A 21,808-nucleotide genomic window follows, 5' to 3' on the forward strand; every position below is an offset into this window, starting at 1 on the left:
TGTAACTGAATCCGTTTTCAGATATAGTGAAATAAATCACAATGAATCCGATAAATGTTACACTTGAGATTGATTTTTCCCCGTAATGAAAAAGACGACCCAGACACCCGAAGGTCTCCAAGTCGTCTTACTTATCTATCTTAAAGCTTTATCCACTACTTATACCTTACCGAAGGTACTTACACTAAAAGCATCCTTACGAAGGCTTACAGCGCCTTATCGTTCACGCCGTCAAGCCATGCCTCAATCTCACCAATTACGGAGGATACACAGCCATCCTCGAATGGAGAGTTCAATCCAGCCAGTTCAACCAATCCGGTGAAGGACAGGCTTCCTCCCGCTTTGCACAATGTCAGATAATCGGCCCATGCGGACTTCATGTCCTCATTGCTGCGTTTCCAGAACTGGAATGCACAGATTTGTGCCAACGTATAGTCAATGTAATAGAATGGCGATGAGAAAATGTGACCTTGCTTATGCCAGAAACCACCCTGCTCCAAATACGCATTATCTTTGTAATTGATGTGTGGCAGATAGTTCTTCTCAATGTTGCGCCATGCCTGCTTACGCTCCGTTGGAGTTGCATCCGGGTTCGCATACACAAAATGCTGGAATTCATCCACAGCTACACCATACGGAATGAACAACAGACCGGAAGACAGGTGATCAAACTTGTACTTGTCCGTATCTTCCTTGAAGAACAACTGCATCCACGGCCATGTGAAGAACTCCATACTCATGGAATGGATCTCAGCCGATTCATATGTCGGCCAGTTGTATTCAGGCACTGCAAAATCACGGCTTTCATACACCTGGAAAGCATGACCTGCTTCATGCGTTAATACATCAATATCACCGGATGTACCGTTGAAGTTGGAGAAGATAAACGGCACTTTGTAATCGTTCAGGAACGTACAATATCCGCCGCCCTGTTTACCTTTTTTGCTTACCAGATCCATAAGCTCGTTTTCGGTCATCATCTGGAAAAATGCATCCGTCTCTGGTGATAATTCAGCGTACATTTTTTTTCCATTATCGATAATCCAGTCCGCGTCACCCTTAGGTGTCGGGTTACCCGTCTTGAAGCTGAAGCCCTGATCGTAATAATACAGCGTATCCACATCAATCCGATTACGCTGACGCTCTCTGAGCTTGGTCGCCACAGGTACGATATAATCACGAACTTGCGCCCGGAAGTTAGCAACCATCTCTGCGTTGTAATCCGTGCGATTCATGCGATCATAGCCGAGTTCCACATAGCTTGGATAACCCAGTTTCTTCGCGATCTGTGTACGCACTTTAACCAGTTCATCGTAAATGCGATCAAATTCAGCTTCATGTTCAGCCATGAAAGTGTATCTGGCTTCCGAAGCACGCTCCCGCATGGAGCGATCCGTGGACAGTTCAAATGGATGAAGCTGTGGCAACGTGCGCTCTTCACCTTCGAACGGAATTTTGGCCGATGCGATCAACTGATTGTATTCTGTGGAAAGTTTGTTCTCCTTCTGGAGCTCTTCAATAATTTCCGGGCTGAATGTTTTCAGTGAAAGATCCGCCAGTTGGAACAGCTGTGAACCCCATTTTTGTTCCAACTCGTTGCGGAATTTGGAGTTAACCAATGCACGGTAAAAATCCGTAATGTATTCCTGTACAATTGGTGCATTCTCATCCAGAAATTCGTTCTCCGCCTTGTAAAACTCATCATTGGTATCAATGGAATGACGGATGTAGACCAATTGGGCTTGTGTCTCAAAATCACTGCGCAGCGCGTTAATCTGATCCATGAACCCACTCTGTTCTTCAACCGTTGCCGCAGCTTCAAAACCGCTCAACAGCTCACGGAAAGATGTCTTGATGTGTTCCAGATTCGGACGTGTATACGTATACTCACTAAATTTCATTTATGTACACCCTTTCCTGTTTGGCAGAATTTCGGGAGTATCCCGAGTTAAACTACCCCCTATTATACAAAAGAGCAGCTAAAAAATCCCATAATTACGAAAAATATTTGTCCATCGGTCAAATTGTGCAACATGAATGGTTACAAATATTACTTACTTATGTAAGGTCAGTGCCTCAAAATTTTTCCCCACACAAATAAGCCCGCCTCGCGTTAGCGAAGCCAGCTTATAGGTTGTCTCTCTTCTTTTCACATTTAAACAATACTAGCTTTGGTCTTTATCCATAATCTGATAGAACCAGCCCATTCCGACCATGCCCACGACCATAATAACGGCCATAATAATGATATATGTCATGAATGTAACCTCCCTGCTTCCGTATATTAATCACACTACTACTAGTGTACACGGTGAATCGCCGTTTGAATTGACCGAACATTGACAAAAATACGAAATCTTTAATTTTAATAAATGGATTATTTCCCCGATCACACTAAATCATACGTACCTCGCTACACGGTGCAAAGTTTCATCCGCCATGCTTACGGTGTATACTATACTTCTATGAAATGGAATTTGGATTTTTACGCAGAAAGGTTGAAAGACATGTCAACTCGCATTCCCTTACGTCAGCTATTTCTTACTGTTTTATTAGCCCTTATGTTATCTGTTTTGACCGCCTGTGCTGATGGAGAAGCCCATCTAACGGTAAATATGGATGGATCAACGGATCTGGATCTCAATCTCAACGTAAAGAACTCCGCTCTTGGAAAAATTGGACAAGACAATCTCATGCCTCTGATCGCAGATGCATTGAATCGAAATAACTTCCAGGCAGAGGTTTCGGAACAGGGAGATCAGAAGCAGCTCACAGCGACCACCCATTATGAAAAAAGCAATAAAACCAGCTTTGATACGTCCAAGTTACCACAAGGGATCAAGGTTGAACAAACAACTTCCCCCGGCTTCTTCACTTCCAAGATGCACATTACAGCAGAAGCCGATCTCATGGAGTCCATGCCCGATGGTGAGATCAAAAATCAAATTAACAAGGTGCCTAGCTTTCTTAAAAACCTATTGTTAAAAGATGTTAACTTTAACTTCAAGTTGTCTTTGCCCATCAAGGCAGCCGATTCGAATGCGGATCAAGTGGAGGATGGCGGAAAAACGCTCATTTGGCACGTTTCACCCCTCCAGATGAATAAACTGGATCTGACTGTACAGGTCCCAAATATCCGGAATATCATCATAATTGCAGTCATTGGCCTATTATGTATCGCTGCTCTGCTCATTTGGTTTTTTGTTCGTCGCAGACGGGCCAGACAGCGCCATAGTGCAAGATCACATCGGGGAAAAAATTAATTCTTCACACCAATTTTATTTGTGACTTGCCAAACGGTGTTATGGATAGTAGAATACATCCGTACTGTGTGAACGGTTAATTTTTTATTAAGCAAAGCTAAAGAGGTGACAGGTTTCATGAATATCCGCGAATGCCCACTACCTGGTATCGGAGTTAAGTACCAGTTTGATACAAAGGGCGGCCATCAGTTAGTCATTATTGTGCATGAGGACGGACGCCGTGAATTATTCTCCGTTGATCCACAAGACAACGAAGAACTCACTCTGATTGCAGATTTGGAAGATGACGAATGCGTAACCCTCTCCGGTTTAATCGGAGGCTGGTCGTAAATGACAGAATAACCTGTACCTTGAATTCAAGGTACAGGTTATTTTTCTGTTACGTCACCCTTTGAGAGCGAATATATGGAACCCATGTATTCAGTACGCGGCTAATCTCCGTGGAATGAAACGGTTTGCTGATAAAGTCCTGCATTCCGCATTTCAGACACTCCTCACGGTCACCGGCGCCTGCAAAAGCTGTAATCGCTGCAATAACCGGTATTTCTGGGTGGCTCTGTCTGATGTGGCAGGTCGCTTCAATCCCATCCATAACTGGCATTTGAATATCCATAAACACCAGGTCATATTGAACCTTGTTCAATATGTCGACGGCCTGTGCACCATTCTCAACGATATCACAGACTCCGCCAAACTTGCGCAGCATCTCCTCCAACAGATGACTGTTGACCGCTTGATCCTCAGCAATCAAAATTTTGATGTCATGGGCAAGACTCGCTCGATCCAATTGCAGTTCATCATTCGTGGTGACTTCAATCGGGTCATTACTTTCCTCCAACCACCGCTCCACTACGAGGGTGAACTGGAATTCTGCCCCCTCACCGATCTCACTCTGTACGCCAATCGCTCCGCCCATTAACTCCACCAGTTTTTTGCTGATCGCAAGCCCCAGACCTGTCCCGCCAAACTTACGATTGATGGCCGGATCAAGCTGTGAGAAGGATTGGAACAACTGATGCTGCTTTTCTATTGGAATGCCAATGCCCGTATCTCTTACCTTAAAGGTCAACATCAGGTTATCCTGACCATGCTCATCTGAGAAATCAGCACCTACGCTCACCATAATACGGCCCTGCTCTGTGAATTTAACGGCATTACCCACCAGATTAATCAAAATCTGCCGGATTCGTGTCTCATCCCCTCGAATGCGTTCAGGAATATGGTCCGACACTTCACAATAGAGTTCAATATTTTTTTCTGATGCCTTCAGTGCAAACAGCTCGATCACCCCACCCAGCATCGCCTTAATATCAACAGGTGCGCGCTCAAGATCCATTTTGCCTGCTTCGATTTTGCTGAAATCCAAAATTTCGTTCAAAATGTACAAAAGGGATTCGCCGCTATCAATCATGATTTCCGCAAAACCTTTCTGTTCATCATCCAGCTCGGTTTCCATTAACAGATGGGCCATGCCCATGATGCCGTTTAATGGCGTACGAAGCTCATGACTCATGATGGCGAGAAACTCGGACTTGGCCCGGTCTGCATGCTCTGCTGCTTCCTTGGCACGTATGATGTCCTTAACAGATGTCATATCACGGAAAACCAACACTGCTCCGCGGGTTCTACCCTGATCCATAATCGGCTTCAATTGGAACTCCGCCAGGAAACTGGACCCATCCTGTCTCCAGAATACGGATTCGGTACGTGGCAGACCTCGTCCCTCACGAACAGCCTGTAGAATTGGTGTATCCTTGGATGGGTAGGGGATGCCTTCGCTCTGCATTTGGATCATCATCTGCTCTAATGGTCTGCCATTCAATTCACTTGGACAGAAGTTCATGATCTCCGCAGCGGCCGGATTGGCAAAGTTCAGATTCCCTTCCAGGTCCAGTCCAATAACACCTTCAGACATGCCATTCAAAATCAATGCCCGTTCATAACTAAGATTCTCGATTTCCTCGACGTAACGTTTGGACTCAGTAATGTCACTCGTAATCCCGTAGATCCCAACAACTTTGTCCTCAAGTATAATAGGAACATTAATCACATTTGTTTCAATCCGCTGCCCATTTTTGTGAATTAAACCTATCTCGTAGCTCTGTGCATTGCCTTTCACCGTTTCCTCAAAATGATATCGAGTCTTCTCCAGATCCACAGGATCAATGAGGTGATCAAAAGGCCGACTCAGCAGCTCCTCCTTGGTGTGTCCTGTCAACTGTTCCTGACCCATATTGGCTTTCAGCAGATTGCCTTCCAGATCAAGAGAAGCCACACCTAGGGGATTACAGTCAAATAACGATCTGTACTCCTGCATGCTTAACTGTTGTTGCTGGCTGGCTGTGATATCGCGGGTTACGGCGACCATCTCCATTAATTCACCTGAATCGTCATATACATAGTGCGTAATCGTATCTGCCCATACCGTAGATCCATCCTTATGTAACAGGCGATAATTGAGCCGTTTGGGAGCCAGACCCTTTCTCTGCTCTTCTACGTACGCTTCAACCAAAGGCACATCCTCCGGATAGATAACAAATGTTCCCGGCTTACCTATAACTTCTTCCAACTCATAGCCCAACATGGTTTTACATGCATTCGATACATATTTAAATGTACGACTTGAATCGGCATCATGTATTGCAATCAGGTCTAGTGAAGACTCCGCCAGCAGGCGAGAGATGCGACTGCTCTCTTCCAATTGCTTACGTTGCACAATGAGGATTTCCTCTGCATCTTTTTGTTTCGTAATGTCAGCAGCCTGTACCAACAGATACAATGGCTCACCATTTGTTTCATCCCTAACAATGCAAGCTCTAATGGTTGCCCATAATAACGAACCGTCCTTTCGTTTCAGACGAACCTCCGTCTCGTACATCGGACTTGTTTCATGAGTCATTTCCCAGAACTTGCTGCGGAATTCCTCCATATGCAGATCTTCTTCGTAGATCATATGTATGACCGAAGTATCGATCAGTTCATCTTCACTGTATGCAAGCATCTCGCAAAATGCAGGATTAAGCTGCAACCACCGTCCATTTACATGCGATGCGACAGCAATGCCGATTGGTGCGTGCGTATACAATTGTTCGAACAGAGATCGGCTCTCTGTAATGGATTTCGACATTACATGTCCTCCTTTATGAGAATCTGAATGTATTCCGTATGAATAGATAGACCTGAACATAACTTCATCTATAGAGTACTACCCCAAATGCCATGATTGATAAACGAGATCGGGCAAAATCCCTGCATGAATCGACATATACTACACAATACCCGTGCTCTCCCGATTATACAATGTTGAATATTCGAATAGGAACGGAGGTTATGGATCATGATCATTGTTGCTAATCAACCCGTCCAGCTGAACCGCTCGGAATGGTCTGATTTTGAATGGTATTGGTTACAGCAACTCCAGAATCGTCCAACGAGGTATGTGTACCAATCCATGGATCATCTTCGATTTGAATGGGACTTGAGGGGCTCTCTCGTGGAGGCCGCGGAAGGACTGGATCGAAGCGGTGTGAGTTTTGCATCCTTTGAAAAATCCAGATGTAATCCTGCCTACTGGAATCGTAATGCGGAAGGTGGGTTTGAGCTAAGATCAAACGTGACCCCCGCCGACGGCATCCGGGATATCTGGAGGAATGGACACTTATATGCTTTTGAATGTGCAACAGCTACCGTTATTGTGCTGTATGGTGGAGTGCTGGGAAGCATTCGCGAAGACGCCTTTAATTCCCTGTTTCGCAATCTGTTACTCTTTGACTGGCATTATGACAGTGACCTGCGATTAACCGAAAAAAACGGTAGCGAAACCGCCCTGCCAGGAGATGTGCTGTATTTCAAAAATCCGGATGTTTCTCCGGAAACCCCCGAGTGGCAGGGAGAGAATACGTTCATGCTGCGCGAGAACTTGTATTATGGTCATGGCATTGGTATTGCAAGTGGCGAAGAGATTATACGTACCCTGAATCAGTTCCGCGTTCCAGGTAGCCGAGTCTCCGCCTACTTAATGGATATGGTGATCTATCCGGACTTCTTTTATTTATCCCGATTCGCCAAAAACAGCCAGAATAATATTGCCGCTGGTTCTACGCCCGTATTACCCGGACAGTTATATGTACGACTTGGTGGCAGCCGTTATTTACGCAGCTGAACTACTGAAACGGAAACGGATTTTGCATTCAATTGCGAACAATACCTCAATCCAAGTGATGACAAACAAGCCCAATACAGTAGCAGTTAACCTGCCACCTCATTGGGCTTTTTTACATCCAAAAAAAAATCATTACTATATCGACATTCGCTTTACCTTTGTGCTACATCGAGGATCGCTCTGGCAGTTTACGCATTCGGGTCCAGTTGCACAACAACCTGTTTACCACTTACCTGAACACCTGTCGTTTTGCTACCGAATTCAGCCAGCGATTTGCTCAGTTGCTCAGCCCACTCCTTGCCTGCAACTCCTTCTTTGGCTCCATGCACCTGGATGACGAGTTTTACCGAATCACCCTTCTTCAGAATGCGCTCCGCCTGAGACTGCTTCGTCTCCCGGTCATGATCTTCCATCGCAAGGTTCAAGCGAATTTCCTTGACTTTACGTTTATCGGGAGATTTACTCGCTTTTTTCTTCGCCTGTTGCGCTTCTGCTTTGGCTGCTCCAGCTCCAATCAGCTTGCATGGTGGTGGACTCGTCATCAAGGACAAGCACACCAGATCCACTTTATGCTGCTTCGCAAGTAGAAGTGCTTCCTGCGTGGACATGACACCCAGATCTTCACCATTCAGGCCGGTCAGCTGCACTTCGGCTGCTTTGATCTTTTCATTTTTGATCATCATTCTTCCTCCTCTACATCAAAAGCCTGTCCTGACCATTTACGGATCAGAGCAGGCTAGGATGGTGTTGCTACTTATTTGTAATACATATCAGCGTATGAATATGCCAATCGGTTTGATTTACAGCGTGTTGAATGCTTCCGTCAGAACCGGTACAATTTGTGATTTGCGTGATACTACGCCTTTCAAGATAGCTCTGCTATCAGACAGCGTCACATTGTAGGCTTTCTCCACTGCTTTAGTGGATGTACCGTATGCCAAAGCTACGGAATCGTTGTTCAGAATGTCTGTTACGACAAATACAAACAGGTCGAGACCTTTGCTGGAAATGATCGCATCAATAGCTGCTTCAAGCTCAGGTTGCTTCACGAGAACATCATTCACGTCAACAGCATTAACCTGTGCAATTTCCACTTTGGATTGACCCATTACGAATTCTTTGGCATCCAGGGAAATCAGTTCAGCAATTGTTTTTTGGCTCAGATCCGCACCGGCTTTCAGCATGTCCAGACCATAAGTGTCTGCATCTACACCAGCAATGGCAGCCAGTTCACGTGCAGCGGCTACGTCCTGCTCTGTGCAAGTCGGGGATTTGAACAACAGGGAATCGGAGATAATGGCAGACAACATCAGACCAGCAATCGGTGCACTCACTTCAATACCATTTTCTTTGTACATTTTATTCAAAATGGTTGCTGTACAACCTACAGGCTCTGCACGGAAATACAGAGGTCCGCTTGTCTCAAAGTTAGCAATACGGTGATGGTCGATAACTTCAACAACAGTCACTTCCTCAATATCGCTTACACTTTGCTGACGCTCGTTGTGGTCAACCAGAATAACTTTGTTTACTTCATTTGCAGCGGTTTTAATCAGACGCGGTGCTGCAATTTTGAATTGATCCAGTGCAAACTGGGTTTCACCATTGACTTCGCCGAGACGAACAGCTTCAACGTCCTGACCCAATTTTGTTTTGAGATCCGCATAGGCGATTGCCGAACAGATCGTATCCGTGTCGGGATTTTTGTGACCGAAGATTAACGCTTTTTCCATATTCATAGCCCTCCGTCAATTCTGATTTATATAAGTTCAACCAAAGAATGTTTACACTTGCCACTCCGATGACAGAATAACCTTCCGATCGCTGTTATCCCCAGATTTTTTGATTCCCTTTTAAAGGGAAAATCCGGTGATAAAGGCGAACGCTCCGCTTCTCCAGCTTTTTTCTGTCCTCTCCGTTCTCGTGTAAAAAGTTTAGTTGAACTTATATAGAAAATATATGTCATATTTCAATCATACCTTACTGATTATAGCGCTAATAAGGCTAAATTCCAATCCCTTTACAGCGAATTAATTGCAAATCATTCTCAGGCAAGTCATTTTGGAAAATAGCCAAACTTGGTTCATTCCCCTCAAGCTGATATGGTATGTATCCTATTTATTCCATCGTACAACCTTATAAATTAGCATACGAAACTCTGATACGCAACGAAAACATTAAATCTCAGGCTCTTCCGCGCTCTGCCCTTGCCGTACAAAAAAGGTCTGTAGACTGCCGTCCTCGCTAATCTCCAGCAGGTTCAGTTGTGCTCCGTAGGCACAACCACCATCAATGCCAATTTTGTCTCCGCTCGGGTCAAACCAAATGCCTGTCTCATCATGCAAATGCTTCACGGGGGTGTGTCCAAATACGACCGTCTCTCTAATCGTTGTTGGTCTGGAATAGAATGATTCACGAATCCAAATGAAGTCCCGCTCGGACTGGCTTCTCCAATCCTCGATATCCGGGTTGATCCCGGCATGCACAAAAATATAACCCGGAATCTCGTACACCAGCGGAAGCTGTTCCAGAAAACGAAGATGGTGTTCATAGTGTGTACGTATCCACTTTTTGGCTTCAGCATAAGCTTCCCAATCTATCTGTTGCTCATCATAAGTAAGTTCCAGATCCAGATAACTTGCCATCGTCTGTAATCCGCCATTACGAATCCAGTGTTGATCATATTGCTCAACATCCTGGGTTAACGCCTTGACCATCATGGCATCGTGATTGCCTTTAATCACCATAATATCGTGCTGTTGCTGAAGCTGCATAATCTGTTCGATGACCTGTTTGCTGCTTGGACCGCGATCCACATAATCACCAAGTAAAATCAATTCATCCTGCTGCGGATTATAATCTGCAAGCTTAAGCAGTGCATTAAATTCATCGTAACAGCCATGAATATCACTAATGACACATCTGCGCATGTGAATCTCTCCTCTCCCTGATCACGCAAGAGTATAACTGGAACCTTGCATGAGCAAGATTCCAGTCTGTTCAGAGTAGTTATTCCCGCTTGCTTACCATTAGTCCTGCTTGAGTCCAAAGGCTTCTGCAATCAAGCCGAATGAGCGCAGACGTGCTTCAAACGAATGGACCGCTGATGCAATAATGACTTCATCTGCTTCATGGCGTTCAGCCATTGCGGTAATTTTGTCTTTCACCTGATCCGGTGTTCCCACGATGGAAAAAGAACGACGTTGACGAATCTGTTCCATCTCCATCGCTGTGTATGGATAGTTGTTCACCGTCTCCAGAGATGGGAATGAACTTTGTTCAAGACCTCGTCCAAGGCGTAAGAAGAAAAGTTCATTGCTGCGTGCAAGTTCAGCAGCTTCTTCCTCTGTCTCCGCGCAGAATGCCGAGACAGCAATCATTGAATGTGGTTTGTCATTCAGGATGGACGGTTTGAAATGTCTGCGGTAATGTTTCATCGCTTCTTCGCCGCCTGGTGTTCCAAAGAATTGGGCAAACGCATACGACGTCCCTTGTGCCGCAGCAATTCTTGCACCTTCGGAGCTGGAACCCAGCAACCACACTTCTGGTACCGTGAGAACCGATGGTCCGGCTACCAGAGATGCAAACCGATGATCCTCGGGCAATTGCTCATGGAAGTATCCACCCAGATCCGCAATCTGTTGCGGAAAGAATTGTACATTCGATGATTTCCCTTCATTCAGAGCTCTGCTGGCAATCGGCATGCCGCCTGGTGCTCTGCCAATCCCCAGGTCAATCCGCCCCGGATGCAAAGCTTCCAGCAGACGGAAATTCTCCGCAACCTTATAAGCACTATAATGAGGTAACATAACGCCACCGGAACCTACGCGAATCCGATCCGTATGTGCAGCCACATGTGCAATCATAACTTCAGGACTGGAGAATGACAGCGCACCACTACCGTGATGCTCCGACATCCAGAACCGGGAGTACCCCAATTGATCCGCATGTTGTGCGAGTTTCACCGTTTCCTGCAACGTATCCTGTACACTTCGTCCTTCATTGATATGTCCATGTTCGAGTACACTCAGTTTCATATATATTCAATCCTCTCGTCTGTTAGGTTCATAAGTTCTGTGAATATGAGATCTGCGAATATTACGCGCTTTTGCTCACTTCATTCTTGCTCATTCCATTGTAACATTAATTATTACAGTTTCAAACTTTAGTTATCCTCTTTATTACCACACTTGTGCAAGAAACATGCAAAAAAACGCCACCAGCTTTTGAACTGGTGACGTTTTTGATCTGACCTATTGCAGAAAATTAATTTATGGTGCACGTTTCGGTAACAACTTCACATACTCGTCAGACAGTTTCATCAGGCTGAGCACATGTTCATAATCGGCACGATACGGTTCCAAATCCGTTACCGTCTCGTATGTCTTCAGCGAATAGGCTGTTCCATCGTCAAAGCCCGCACCCGGGATAAACATAATGTCATCGTTGACAAATGAACCCGTTGGCAAGTAATACCGGATACCAAAGGCATTGTGGTCCATGTTGAGCAGATCATGTCCGAAGGCAGTGAATTTCTCATCCTGGAGCGAAACTCCCATCAGATTCATGATCGTTGGCAGCATATCCAGCTGACCGCCAGGCTGCTCGATCAATTGTCCTTTGGTCTGTTTCGGCGTGTGGATCATAAACGGGATGTTGAATCGACTTACTTTGCCGTCATAAGCAACGCCCAGATTGGCCTGGATTTGCTGTGTAATCTCTTCGTCAGCAGGCAGACCAAAGTGGTCTCCGTAGAGAACTAAAGTAGTATTATCCCATAATCCGTTCGCCTTCAACTCATTAATGAGTTGACCGATGGCATAATCCGTATAGTTGATCGCTTGCAGATAATCGTGAAGCAGCTTGTTCGTGATGGTCGCAGGAATCGTGATCCGTGCACGATCAGCGGGAACCGTAAACGGCGAGTGGCTCGATGCCGTTATGAACTGAGCATAGAACGGCTGAGTCGCAGCCTGATGCGCAGTCATTTTTTCCACACCTACACGGTACAGCTCTTCATCCGATGGTCCAAAGTCATTGAATCTGTCGTTCTCGAAGCTGGGCTTGTCGAAGTAACGAGTGAATCCGAGTGCCGGATACATTTTGTTCCGGTTCCAGAAGGTGACGTCATTAACGTGATACGTCTCGGACTCATATCCTTCTTTACCTAATAACTTGGGAAGACTCGGCAGTTCACGGTCACTATACCCTGCTGACATGGGAACAACTCCGGTTGGATAGATAGACGTGTTCGACATGAACTCCGCATCTGATGTGTTTCCCTGTCCGATCTGTTGGAAAAAATGAGAGAAATAATAGCTTTCTTTGGCCAGATCATTCAGTACCGGTGTTAACTCCTGACCATCCAATGAAGCATTAATCGGGAAATTCTGAAAGGACTCCAGTTGCAGTACAATCAGGTTACTACCTTTGGCCTGACCAAAATATTTGGCTTTCACGGCTGTACCGTCACTTGGTTTATCCTGATACGGATACTGGCTAACCAGCTCATTGATCTTGGCAATGGTTTCGTTAATGTTGCCATTGGCAATGGCCTCATTTTCTTTGCTCGTCAGAATGGCAGACGATACCTGGTAGTTCAGGAAACCGAGATTCTCGGCTCGCACCAACTCGTTATCAATCGTTTCACCTTTGACAATAAAACTGCCAGACAGCACGATGCAGAATGCAGCAGTAAGCGCAACGCCGAGCTTGCCCCAGTAACGTCTGCGAATTCTGCCAAACGTCAAACCGCTATCGCGGTAACTACTGTGGTTACGCCCGCCAGCACGTTTGCGCATAATCAACCATATTGGCAATGCCAGTACGATGTCTGCAAAAAACAGAAAGTGCTCCGGTCGTACCAGTGGTCCGATACTTCCCCGTACTTGGGCAACTTGCCCCAACTCACTTAGCGCGGTATATGTGGGTACCGAACTGAAATGAACGTTATACAGCGTAGCCGCGAACAACACCAGAGAAAACAGAATATTGAATCCTCCGTATACTGCTCGCTTCCAGCCTTTGGGCACGATCAGATCCAGCAGGCATACCACGGTTAGTGCGCCTAATGCGTCAGTTAACAGACCGATGCCGGACAGACCCTGGAAAAAGAAATACCGCAGCAGTGACAGCTTCAGCAGCATAAGAATGAATAACACGGCGAATAAGGTCCGTGATGAAGTTCGTTCATTTTTGGAATTATACATGGTCGCTTTCAACCCTTACCCTGAAATTTTACGTTCATTTTACAAAACGCATATTTCAGTATAACAGTTTTCTGGTTGCTATTCCATGGAAGTTCCGTGTAGGACAGGGTGAGCGTTACGCAATTGTAGAAATATCCGTGTTCTGCGTGTCTGCTCCCTCTCTCTGTGCCTTAATGGCTGCTTGTGCAGCAGCAATTCGTGCATAAGGGATCTGTTCAGGCAAACAGCTTACGTAATCCAGTCCAATGCGGTGGCAGAACGTAATCGACTCCAGGTCCACAACATTTTCCCCACAGATCCCTGTCTTCAGATGAGGTTTTCGAATTCGACCTTGGACTACCGCCATCTCAATCAGTTGTCCGACTCCCTCAATGTCCAACACATGAAATGGATTATTCGTTACCGTACGAGAGTCCGTATCACGTTGAAGGAGAAGGAGCCGCTTCTCAGCTTCATGACGGCTATATCCAAATGTCATCTCTGTCAGCTCATCCGTGCCAAACGAGAAAAAGTCAGCCTGGCGTGCAATATGAGTCGCCGTCAGCGCCGCTCTCGGAGCTTCGATCATCGCCCCTACTCTATAGAGACAATGCCGCTTTTCTTCACCCAGCACTTGGTCAGCCACATGATCCACCAGGTCTCTCATCACCTGAAGTTCATGCACATGACCGATCTGCGGGATCATAATCTCGGGACGTACCCACCAGCCTTCCCGGATGCCTTTCACCGCTGCGCGGAATATCGCTTCCAGCTGCATATCAACGATTTCCGGGAATACCGTACTCAGCCGACAAGCCTGTTGCCCCAATGTCGGATTATGTTCATGCAATTCAGAGACTCTGCGAATGACACGCTCCAGTTCCTCCAGTTCAACCTGATGGTCTTTTTGCTCCTGCCACTCCTCTGCTTGTAACCACTCACGTCGTTTCTCCAACACTCCCAGATCCGGTAACAGTTCATGCAACGGCGAATCGAGCAAACGTATCGTTACCGGGTATCCATCCATCGCTTCGAATATCTGTTCAAAATCAGACTGCTGCATCGGCAACAGACGCTCCAAACCACGCCTGCGCTCGGATTCGCTGTCAGCCAGAATCATTTTTTGTACAAATGGTAACCGCGCAGGTGATAACAGCATGTTCTCCGTCCGGCATAGACCTATTCCCTCGGCCCCTTGTAGCCGTGCTGTCATGGCATCCTGTGGATGATCTACATTGGCCAGTACCTTCAGCTCTTTCACTTCATCAGCCCACTTGAACAGTAGTTGCAGATCTGCTGATAAAAGTGAATCTGAGTTGTTATAAGCTGGACATTCATCATTAGTTACTGGCTGGATCTGTATGGGCAGATGTCCATTGCTCGCTTCGCTGTTAGAATCTGTGTAGTGTTGCTTCAACACTTCCGTGATATGCGCAGGTTCGATGCGAAGAAGTGTATCCTCCTTGGTGAGGAGTCCTTCATGGACAAAATCCACAGTACTCCTCAGTGTGGCTGTTGAGGATAATCGTGCGGGCTGGGTCTGCACAACATACAACGCGCCGGATTCAATCACAAAGGTGATTTCCTGCACTTCTCCCTTATGCGTCTCCAGCTGGCTACCTATCTCCAGCAAACTTGTGTACAGCTCAGGTTCGTCATTCCGTAAACGCTCCAGGCTGTGATCTGTCTGGCTCGCGTTCCCGGTTGGGACATATTGTCCTGTAATTCCCTTTTCTCCTGTAAGTGGGTTACACGTATATATTGTTCCGATCCCGCTTGATTCTCCACATTTTCCATGCATCATCGTCTGTATAAGAACAGGAGCGCTTTGCTCCGAAGAGATGTAATATGATTTACGCATGATCTCGTCCTGAGATCTGGATGCTTTAATACGCTGTGAATGATATACCGCACGTACTGCTTCTTTGAATTGAATTTGAACATCTTGAGGAAAAGGGTTACGCCCCTCCCCTTCGATCAAATATTTAAACTCGGTAATGGTTAATTCAAGTTCCGTTTCATCCCGACCCTTGACGTGACTCGATATTTCTGTGAAAGATTCAGACGGAATTGCATATACCAGCTGTCCATATTCCTCTAAGTAATCTAGATAACATTGGAGTGCATACAACCGATCACCAGTTTGACGTGCGAGTCCTTCCACAGTAACATCATTCAGACCAACATTGAGCAGTGATTGTGTCGCAGTTGCTGAGGTTCGATCCTGGTCCGTACGTACCGCGAGTAGTAGCGGGTTCACCGAATGTCCGAAGAACTTCCCGGTTTGCTGTTCCAGATGCCGGATCGCGTTAATAATCTCTTCCTCTCCTTCACCGGAAAGATGTCCAAGACGGGTACAGAACTCGCGACAGCATTCCGTTGTGACCACAAATCCGGCTGGGACAGACCACCCTGCATGGATAAGTTCTGCAAGATCAGCCCCTTTACTGCCCATTAGCCCTTTCATCTCTGCCGTACCTTCTTCCAACAGAATTACCCGTTTTGTCATTACAGCTCTCCCATCCGCCATTCATGGCTATGCTTGAAGGCTTCAATCCCTGCGTTACAGATCAGCCTTCACTCTAATGGTATGTCACAATCGTTCAGTCAAGGACATCCGCTTTTGCATTTTGTGCTCGTTATCCTGTTTTTTTGTAAACGCTACACTAAAATAAGATGAAACAAGCCTTTCGGGTAATTGTATTGGCTCATTCATCACTGGGAAGCAAAAAGAAGCCCCTTCAGCTAAGCTGGAGGAACTTCACATTTTTTAGTATTCACTTACCTCAAACGTCAACACCCGATCAAACAGGATATAATCCTTCCGACTCTTAAATGGCCCTTTGTTGTTGTCGTGTTTATTGATCGCATACGATGCTTTTCCGCTTCCCGCTTGCTTGGCTTCATACCAGTTGATGAAATCATTTACTTCTTTCATGCTTAGGTCGAATTCTTTCTCCAAACCTGTTGTCATGGTAACGACGAGAATCGCACGGTCGCCAGGAGGTTGTTCTGGTGTTGGAGTGTCGGTCTCCTTCTCATTCACAGCTAATACAACTTCATTGGAAATTACGGTTTCCACTCCATTAAATATGGCAACAATTTGAAAGTAGTAAGTTTTACCGTATTCTAAATTAGGCACTTGGTAAACTGAACTTTCTTTCCCTTCAATTGTAACCGAATCTTTATAACTCCCTGAATCAGTACCATATTGCAGTTTATATCCTGTTGCATCATTTATTGTATTCCAATTTAAGGTGGCAGTCGTTCCTTTAACGGAACCATTTAATCTAATATCTTCTAAAATACCTAAAGTTATCTCATCAATTGCCAACCAAGAAGACCCGCCTTCTCCATCAATCTTTATTCCTTCGTATTTTCCTTGTGTAACTTTAATTGGCGGAGGTGTGTTGAACCTTTCTGATAATGATTGTGTTTCTTTTTGACTTATAGCGGTCCATTTTCCATCCTTTAGACCATATATTTGATATGAAACCGCTCTAATAGGCTCTGCTGCAGTGCTAATATGAACAAAGTTTAACTCAGTTGGCTCGGGAAATTTAAGCTCTATGCTACCATTATATGTACCAGCATTCCATTCGTTTTTTAATTTCCTATCAATTACATTTTTCGCAACGTAAATAGAATACTCACTACTTGCCTTAACTTCAGTTCCTGTAGGTGGAGAAAATCCAAGCATGCCATCTACCTTATTACTCAATGGAGATGCCGCTCTTGTTGTCGACTGAGAAAACAACAGTACTATAAGCAAAACAGTCATAAACGCCAAACAATTTTTTTTCATCGTTAATCTCCTTATTCATTATTCTTGAACTAACTATAGCGACCTTCCAGATTAACGTCTAAACATAAACTTGCTGATCTATAAATATCAGCTAATTTCTTGAAATTTTATTTTTTATTGGATTTTACACTTCACAAAATACTCGTTTCTATTCATAAAAACTGAGTTTAATTACATTGCATCTAATAAGATACATAGAGATACGAAAAAAAAAGCCTTATGTATAATTGAAGTTAAAGTACCCCCATTAATTGTCTGAAATCATTCTCTAACTCTTCTTTCAATGAGGTATGGATGCATTTATAGAGTTCCATGCATCGTGCCATACATCTTTTTGTCTTACTTGCGAGTCTTCAGTGCCGTCTATTAATGTGAATCTCTCATAGCTTCTATAATACGCAAGGACTCCTTAATTAGCATATCTATACTTTCGCAAGTAGACTTACCGAAAAATATCTTATTAAGCTGATAAAACCTCAGAAATTCTCCAACAGCTTTGTATGCCTCTTTTGCTCTATCTTCAAGGTATAATGGCCCTATGTACTCTTTTGGCCAAAAAGTTTGCACCAACCAATGCTCCATTTTCACTAAATGGCTATACATAATTTTTATCACTTCTGCCCGATCATTATGCAATTTAATATTTCTAATTTGATGCAACTGCAACTCTCTTTGAATTTCATACTTATATTGCTCCACTGATTTATTTAATTCGGATTTGTGGGATTCAACATTTTTATTGAGCCAACTAGAAAATATGGACTTTGTAAGCCAACCAGCCCCACCCACTATCACTGCAGTTTGACCTATTTGAGTAAAAACTTCAGATACAACATCCATAAACTCATCCTTTCAAACAAAATAAGAGGGCCGCCATCAAAATACTGACAACCCCTTTTACCATTGTCTTCGGAATTATTTTTCCCAAACTACCACACTTATCCTTCTGCTTTCGGGTCTCTCATGTCTCCATTTACCTCGCGGAACACTGCTAAGAAATAGCGTCTTAACCCTATGACATTTCTTCCATCTTAAATTGGTGCACCAGGATGCGATCCCTCAAGCCATAAACCGCAATATATCCTCAATCTTCTTCCCATGAGAGATCACACCGTAGTTCATCCACGACATGAAATCCACTTCATACACATTGCCGCTCTTCACCGCAGGCAGACGTTTCCATTCATCCCTTTCGAGTAGTTCGCGCTCATCTCCAGGTTTGGCAGAATTTCCAGTGTCAAATGTAATCAACAAGTGATCCGCATGAAGCTGACTTAACTGGTCCAATCCAATGAAAATCCTCCGCTCGTGTCTTGTCCATTGCTGTACACGGGAGTGCGGAGTCAGTCCAAGATCCTGATAAATTACAGGCCCAACGTAACCCTGCTGATCCCCATAGAGAGTAATATCCGAAGCAGATATACGCAAAAAAGCTACCGTCTGACCACGCATATAACGTGCTAACCGGCTCTTAGCTTCCATTGCCTTGTCCTCATACGCACCAATTACATCTTGAACCCGATTCACTTTTCCCAATACATCGGCGGTCGATCTCAAAATAGAGCGCCAATCCTCCCCCAGATGATCTACGTAAAATGTAGGTGCTACCTGCTCAAAGCGGTCCAGATTCCATCGATCATATCCCTTATCCAGCATGATAAAATCAGGTACATTGCATAGATTAAACTGCGCATCCATCTGGCTCACATCAAATTCAGGTACGTCATCCAATCCCAAATAATGCTGTCTACCCCAGGAGTGATGCGAACATTGCAATACGGGTTTTACGCCAAGAGCCAACACAAAGTCCTCCAGATACGGAGCAAAGACACGAACCTCTTGACGGTGATGACGGCGGTATAGTCCAGGTGAAATACCAGCATATTGCTTAAATCGGCGGCCAAAATAATACTCGCTGCTAAATCCCACATTCTGTGCAATTTCATGGATGCGATCATCTGTGAGCTGCAATAGTTGCTTCGAGCGTTCAAGCCGAACCGCATTTACATATTCAAGCGGGAGTTTGCCCGTAATTTTTTTGAATTGCCGAGTGTAGCTGGCTCTGGTAAGACCAATATCTGCCGCGAGCTCATCCACGGTTATCGTCTGATCATAGTGGTCGCCAATATAACGAATTGAACTTTGAAGACGGGCACGATCATCGGGTACTTCTGTTTCGGGGGCACTCTGGCGAATTAAGGCACGGAACCACTCTTGGAAACGAAGCTGTACCTCCCATTGCTCCAGCCAATCGCCAGTGACCTGTTGACGCAGTATTTGTTCCAAGGCTTCCAGACAAGAACTCCACGGACTGAAGCTGAGTTGCATAAGAGGTAAAAATGTCGAAGAATCTGAACTTTGGAAAAGTTCCTGCTGCTCCTCCGTGTTTCTTCTAGACAAAGCGTTCGAAATATCTTCGCTTAACTCAGCCACCATCAGATCAAGCTTATAATACTGCAATTCACTTTCTGTCCAAGGCGAACCTTCTATTTTAACGGATGTTCCAGCCGGAACAAACATAATCATTCCTTTTTCCAAATGAGATTCCCGATCTGAGCAAACTATTGAACCCTTCCCAGACGTTACAACAAAAATAGCGTGTGAAGACGACGTTCTGTATAACAAACGTTTATCGATATGAGATTGATGGTGATCTACGTATTCCATATGCTGAAGTGAGCATAGCCAGGGCTTGGGGATCAGTTGTATTATCGTAGGGCACATGTTCATCGTCCTTAACTGAGAATTATTATCATTTAAAATAGTGTATACGAAAAAAGAAAGCTCTTCAACCCTGGCTGAAGAACTTTCTTTAAGTAATCGATTCAATTATGGAGTCAATTTTTCCAAGAGATCATCAATTTTCATGGAATTTGCTGTAATCGCACCTGATTGCCAATGTGATCTTTCCATAATATATACCTGATTGTTCTTAACGGCCGGAAGAGATTTCCACAATTTGCTGTCAAGTACCTTCAAGGCTTCCTTGTTCTCAGGAGAAGACCATTCACCATTGGAAGGGAACACAATAAGATGATCTGCATCAAGTTGCGGCACGGCCTCTTCAGACAGAATTTCCTGGTATTCTTCCATCTTGTTAACCAGAGGATGAGGTGTTAGGCCAAGCTCCGAATAAATAAATCCGGTGAACCGATTTTTCACACCGAACAGTGCCAGTGTATCATCGTTAACATTCAGTCGGACAACTGCGACAGTCTCGTCTCCAACCGCTTCCTGCAACTTCGCCTTAGCATCTGCAATCTTGGCCTTAAATGCCGCAGCAACTTCTTCACCCTTGTCCGGTTTCCCTACAACATCGGCAATGGTTTTCAAAATTTGATTCGAATCCTGCAGTACGCTCTCAGGCAGACGATATGTCGGTGCCACCTTGGAGTACATCTCATATTTCTCCATATCTACCCCACCATCTACAATGATGAGATCCGGATCATATTCCAACAAAGCTTCAATACTCCCCGTAGTATCAAATTGAGGAACATCCAGTCCTAAATAATCCTGTACACCCCACATCGGGTTATACCACTGCACTACAGGTGTAATATCAAGCGCCTTCAAATAATCTTCCACATATATTCCAGCAATCCGCTGTGGTTGAACCGGAATTGTCACATCTCCAAATTCATCCTGTACAACTCGTGTCGCAGGCTCTGTCTCGGTTCCAGAAGTATTTTCTCCAGAAGCCGCACTTTCAGTTGCAGTTGCAGGAGTCTGTTCCGCATTCGTAGCGGTATTTGTACTACATCCTGAAATAACCAGACCCATGAGCAGTAATGTAATCGTCCACCCTTTGAAACCTTTAACTAAACCTACCATGTTACCCTTCACCCCTATGTGATCTGTTGATGTAACCGTGAGAATATCTCACATATAATGATTATCATTCTCATCGATTGCTTAGGTGAATTGTACCTTATGCCTCAGCCGACCCACAATGTACATTTGATGCTGTTTTTTTATACAAACGAAAACAACCCTGTTGGTCCTCCCCCGCTTATCGCAGGGGCAACCTGCCTTGACGGTAACTTTCCAACAACTGATCCACAAAGAAATCGTTCGCCGTACCCTGTAACAATGCAGCACCAATTAAACCCATATCATCACTCACATACCCCGCTAACTCAGGTTCGCCGGTGAGAGCCAAGGTTTGTTTAAACGCCTGTTCCCTGCATGCGCGCAGCACCTCTTCTTCAGCTACCGCGGTATCTTGAGCCCATCGTACAAAAGCTTGCATCCACTCGTCAGCAAATGCAGAAGCATCCCTTTCATCCAAGTAAATTTCCACATCCAATCCTTCGAATGTCTGCTGGGTCAGAATCTGTCCCTCGTTAAGATCCAACAGTAGCTTCTCCACATCCGTTTTGCTCATTGA

General features: G+C 44.9%; 16 protein-coding genes. 3 read left to right on the plus strand and 13 right to left on the minus strand.

All coding sequences use genetic code 11. From position 1 onward, the window contains the following. Window positions 1-206: 206 nt before the first annotated feature. Complete coding sequence (locus MHI01_RS05850) at window positions 207-1,901, minus strand: M3 family oligoendopeptidase (RefSeq protein WP_340982747.1); 1,695 nt, start codon at window positions 1,899-1,901, stop codon at window positions 207-209. 606 nt (window positions 1,902-2,507) lie between these two features. Between MHI01_RS05850 and MHI01_RS05855 the strand changes: the two genes are divergently transcribed. Together MHI01_RS05855 and MHI01_RS05860 are read left to right on the plus strand one after the other, a co-directional pair. Continuing rightward, window positions 2,508-3,263, plus strand: a complete 756-nt coding sequence (locus tag MHI01_RS05855) for a hypothetical protein (protein WP_340982748.1) — start codon at window positions 2,508-2,510, stop codon at window positions 3,261-3,263. A gap of 117 nt (window positions 3,264-3,380) precedes the next feature. Further along, window positions 3,381-3,593: a hypothetical protein gene (locus MHI01_RS05860; protein WP_017688899.1), complete on the plus strand. Its 213-nt coding sequence runs from the start codon at window positions 3,381-3,383 to the stop codon at window positions 3,591-3,593. 49 nt (window positions 3,594-3,642) lie between these two features. On the opposite strand, the gene MHI01_RS05865 is transcribed toward MHI01_RS05860, so the two are convergent. Continuing rightward, window positions 3,643-6,390, minus strand: a complete 2,748-nt coding sequence (locus MHI01_RS05865) for a PAS domain-containing hybrid sensor histidine kinase/response regulator (RefSeq protein WP_340982749.1) — start codon at window positions 6,388-6,390, stop codon at window positions 3,643-3,645. A 210-nt stretch (window positions 6,391-6,600) separates the two neighbouring features. On the opposite strand from MHI01_RS05865, the gene MHI01_RS05870 reads away from it, so the two are divergent. Then, window positions 6,601-7,425: a protein-glutamine gamma-glutamyltransferase gene (locus tag MHI01_RS05870; RefSeq protein ID WP_076327827.1), complete on the plus strand. Its 825-nt coding sequence runs from the start codon at window positions 6,601-6,603 to the stop codon at window positions 7,423-7,425. A 188-nt stretch (window positions 7,426-7,613) separates the two neighbouring features. On the opposite strand, the gene infC is transcribed toward MHI01_RS05870, so the two are convergent. From infC to MHI01_RS05925, 11 genes are all read right to left on the minus strand, one after another. Continuing rightward, window positions 7,614-8,105, minus strand: a complete 492-nt coding sequence (gene infC / locus MHI01_RS05875) for a translation initiation factor IF-3 (RefSeq protein ID WP_047842654.1) — start codon at window positions 8,103-8,105, stop codon at window positions 7,614-7,616. A gap of 120 nt (window positions 8,106-8,225) precedes the next feature. After that, window positions 8,226-9,158: a manganese-dependent inorganic pyrophosphatase gene (locus MHI01_RS05880; RefSeq protein WP_100528825.1), complete on the minus strand. Its 933-nt coding sequence runs from the start codon at window positions 9,156-9,158 to the stop codon at window positions 8,226-8,228. Between the two features lie 444 nt (window positions 9,159-9,602). After that, window positions 9,603-10,355: a metallophosphoesterase family protein gene (locus tag MHI01_RS05885; protein ID WP_340032774.1), complete on the minus strand. Its 753-nt coding sequence runs from the start codon at window positions 10,353-10,355 to the stop codon at window positions 9,603-9,605. A 99-nt stretch (window positions 10,356-10,454) separates the two neighbouring features. Further along, window positions 10,455-11,462, minus strand: coding sequence for an LLM class flavin-dependent oxidoreductase (locus tag MHI01_RS05890; protein ID WP_340390234.1), 1,008 nt, complete (start codon window positions 11,460-11,462; stop codon window positions 10,455-10,457). Between the two features lie 234 nt (window positions 11,463-11,696). Next, on the minus strand, window positions 11,697-13,634 hold the full coding sequence (locus tag MHI01_RS05895) for an LTA synthase family protein (protein ID WP_340982750.1): 1,938 nt from the start codon (window positions 13,632-13,634) through the stop codon (window positions 11,697-11,699). 115 nt (window positions 13,635-13,749) lie between these two features. Further along, window positions 13,750-16,122: a putative PEP-binding protein gene (locus tag MHI01_RS05900; RefSeq protein WP_340982751.1), complete on the minus strand. Its 2,373-nt coding sequence runs from the start codon at window positions 16,120-16,122 to the stop codon at window positions 13,750-13,752. A 261-nt stretch (window positions 16,123-16,383) separates the two neighbouring features. Further along, complete coding sequence (locus MHI01_RS05905; RefSeq protein ID WP_340390231.1) at window positions 16,384-17,418, minus strand: fibronectin type III domain-containing protein; 1,035 nt, start codon at window positions 17,416-17,418, stop codon at window positions 16,384-16,386. A gap of 366 nt (window positions 17,419-17,784) precedes the next feature. Then, window positions 17,785-18,258 carry a hypothetical protein gene (locus MHI01_RS05910; RefSeq protein WP_340390229.1) on the minus strand — a complete coding sequence of 158 codons (474 nt, stop codon included), beginning with the start codon at window positions 18,256-18,258 and terminating at the stop codon, window positions 17,785-17,787. Between the two features lie 219 nt (window positions 18,259-18,477). Beyond that, window positions 18,478-19,956 carry an AraC family transcriptional regulator gene (locus MHI01_RS05915; protein ID WP_340390227.1) on the minus strand — a complete coding sequence of 493 codons (1,479 nt, stop codon included), beginning with the start codon at window positions 19,954-19,956 and terminating at the stop codon, window positions 18,478-18,480. A gap of 291 nt (window positions 19,957-20,247) precedes the next feature. Further along, on the minus strand, window positions 20,248-21,252 hold the full coding sequence (locus MHI01_RS05920; RefSeq protein WP_036608793.1) for an ABC transporter substrate-binding protein: 1,005 nt from the start codon (window positions 21,250-21,252) through the stop codon (window positions 20,248-20,250). Window positions 21,253-21,430: 178 nt separating this feature from the next. Then, window positions 21,431-21,805 carry a hypothetical protein gene (locus MHI01_RS05925; RefSeq protein WP_315370902.1) on the minus strand — a complete coding sequence of 125 codons (375 nt, stop codon included), beginning with the start codon at window positions 21,803-21,805 and terminating at the stop codon, window positions 21,431-21,433. Between the last annotated feature and the right edge of the window lie 3 nt (window positions 21,806-21,808).

The sequence above is a fragment of the Paenibacillus sp. FSL M7-0656 genome (assembly GCF_038003225.1).
GTDB classification, from domain to species: Bacteria; Bacillota; Bacilli; order Paenibacillales; family Paenibacillaceae; genus Paenibacillus; species Paenibacillus amylolyticus.

Bases quoted from the DNA above. Each gene is read 5' to 3' on its own strand.
- MHI01_RS05850 (WP_340982747.1), bottom strand. From the start codon at position 1,901: ATGAAATTTAGTGAGTATACGTATACACGTCCGAATCTGGAACACATC.
- MHI01_RS05855 (WP_340982748.1), top strand. From the start codon at position 2,508: ATGTCAACTCGCATTCCCTTACGTCAGCTATTTCTTACTGTTTTATTA.
- MHI01_RS05860 (WP_017688899.1), top strand. From the start codon at position 3,381: ATGAATATCCGCGAATGCCCACTACCTGGTATCGGAGTTAAGTACCAG.
- MHI01_RS05865 (WP_340982749.1), bottom strand. From the start codon at position 6,390: ATGTCGAAATCCATTACAGAGAGCCGATCTCTGTTCGAACAATTGTAT.
- MHI01_RS05870 (WP_076327827.1), top strand. From the start codon at position 6,601: ATGATCATTGTTGCTAATCAACCCGTCCAGCTGAACCGCTCGGAATGG.
- infC (WP_047842654.1), bottom strand. From the start codon at position 8,105: ATGATCAAAAATGAAAAGATCAAAGCAGCCGAAGTGCAGCTGACCGGC.
- MHI01_RS05880 (WP_100528825.1), bottom strand. From the start codon at position 9,158: ATGGAAAAAGCGTTAATCTTCGGTCACAAAAATCCCGACACGGATACG.
- MHI01_RS05885 (WP_340032774.1), bottom strand. From the start codon at position 10,355: ATGCGCAGATGTGTCATTAGTGATATTCATGGCTGTTACGATGAATTT.
- MHI01_RS05890 (WP_340390234.1), bottom strand. From the start codon at position 11,462: ATGAAACTGAGTGTACTCGAACATGGACATATCAATGAAGGACGAAGT.
- MHI01_RS05895 (WP_340982750.1), bottom strand. From the start codon at position 13,634: ATGTATAATTCCAAAAATGAACGAACTTCATCACGGACCTTATTCGCC.
- MHI01_RS05900 (WP_340982751.1), bottom strand. From the start codon at position 16,122: ATGACAAAACGGGTAATTCTGTTGGAAGAAGGTACGGCAGAGATGAAA.
- MHI01_RS05905 (WP_340390231.1), bottom strand. From the start codon at position 17,418: ATGAAAAAAAATTGTTTGGCGTTTATGACTGTTTTGCTTATAGTACTG.
- MHI01_RS05910 (WP_340390229.1), bottom strand. From the start codon at position 18,258: ATGGATGTTGTATCTGAAGTTTTTACTCAAATAGGTCAAACTGCAGTG.
- MHI01_RS05920 (WP_036608793.1), bottom strand. From the start codon at position 21,252: ATGGTAGGTTTAGTTAAAGGTTTCAAAGGGTGGACGATTACATTACTG.
- MHI01_RS05925 (WP_315370902.1), bottom strand. From the start codon at position 21,805: ATGAGCAAAACGGATGTGGAGAAGCTACTGTTGGATCTTAACGAGGGA.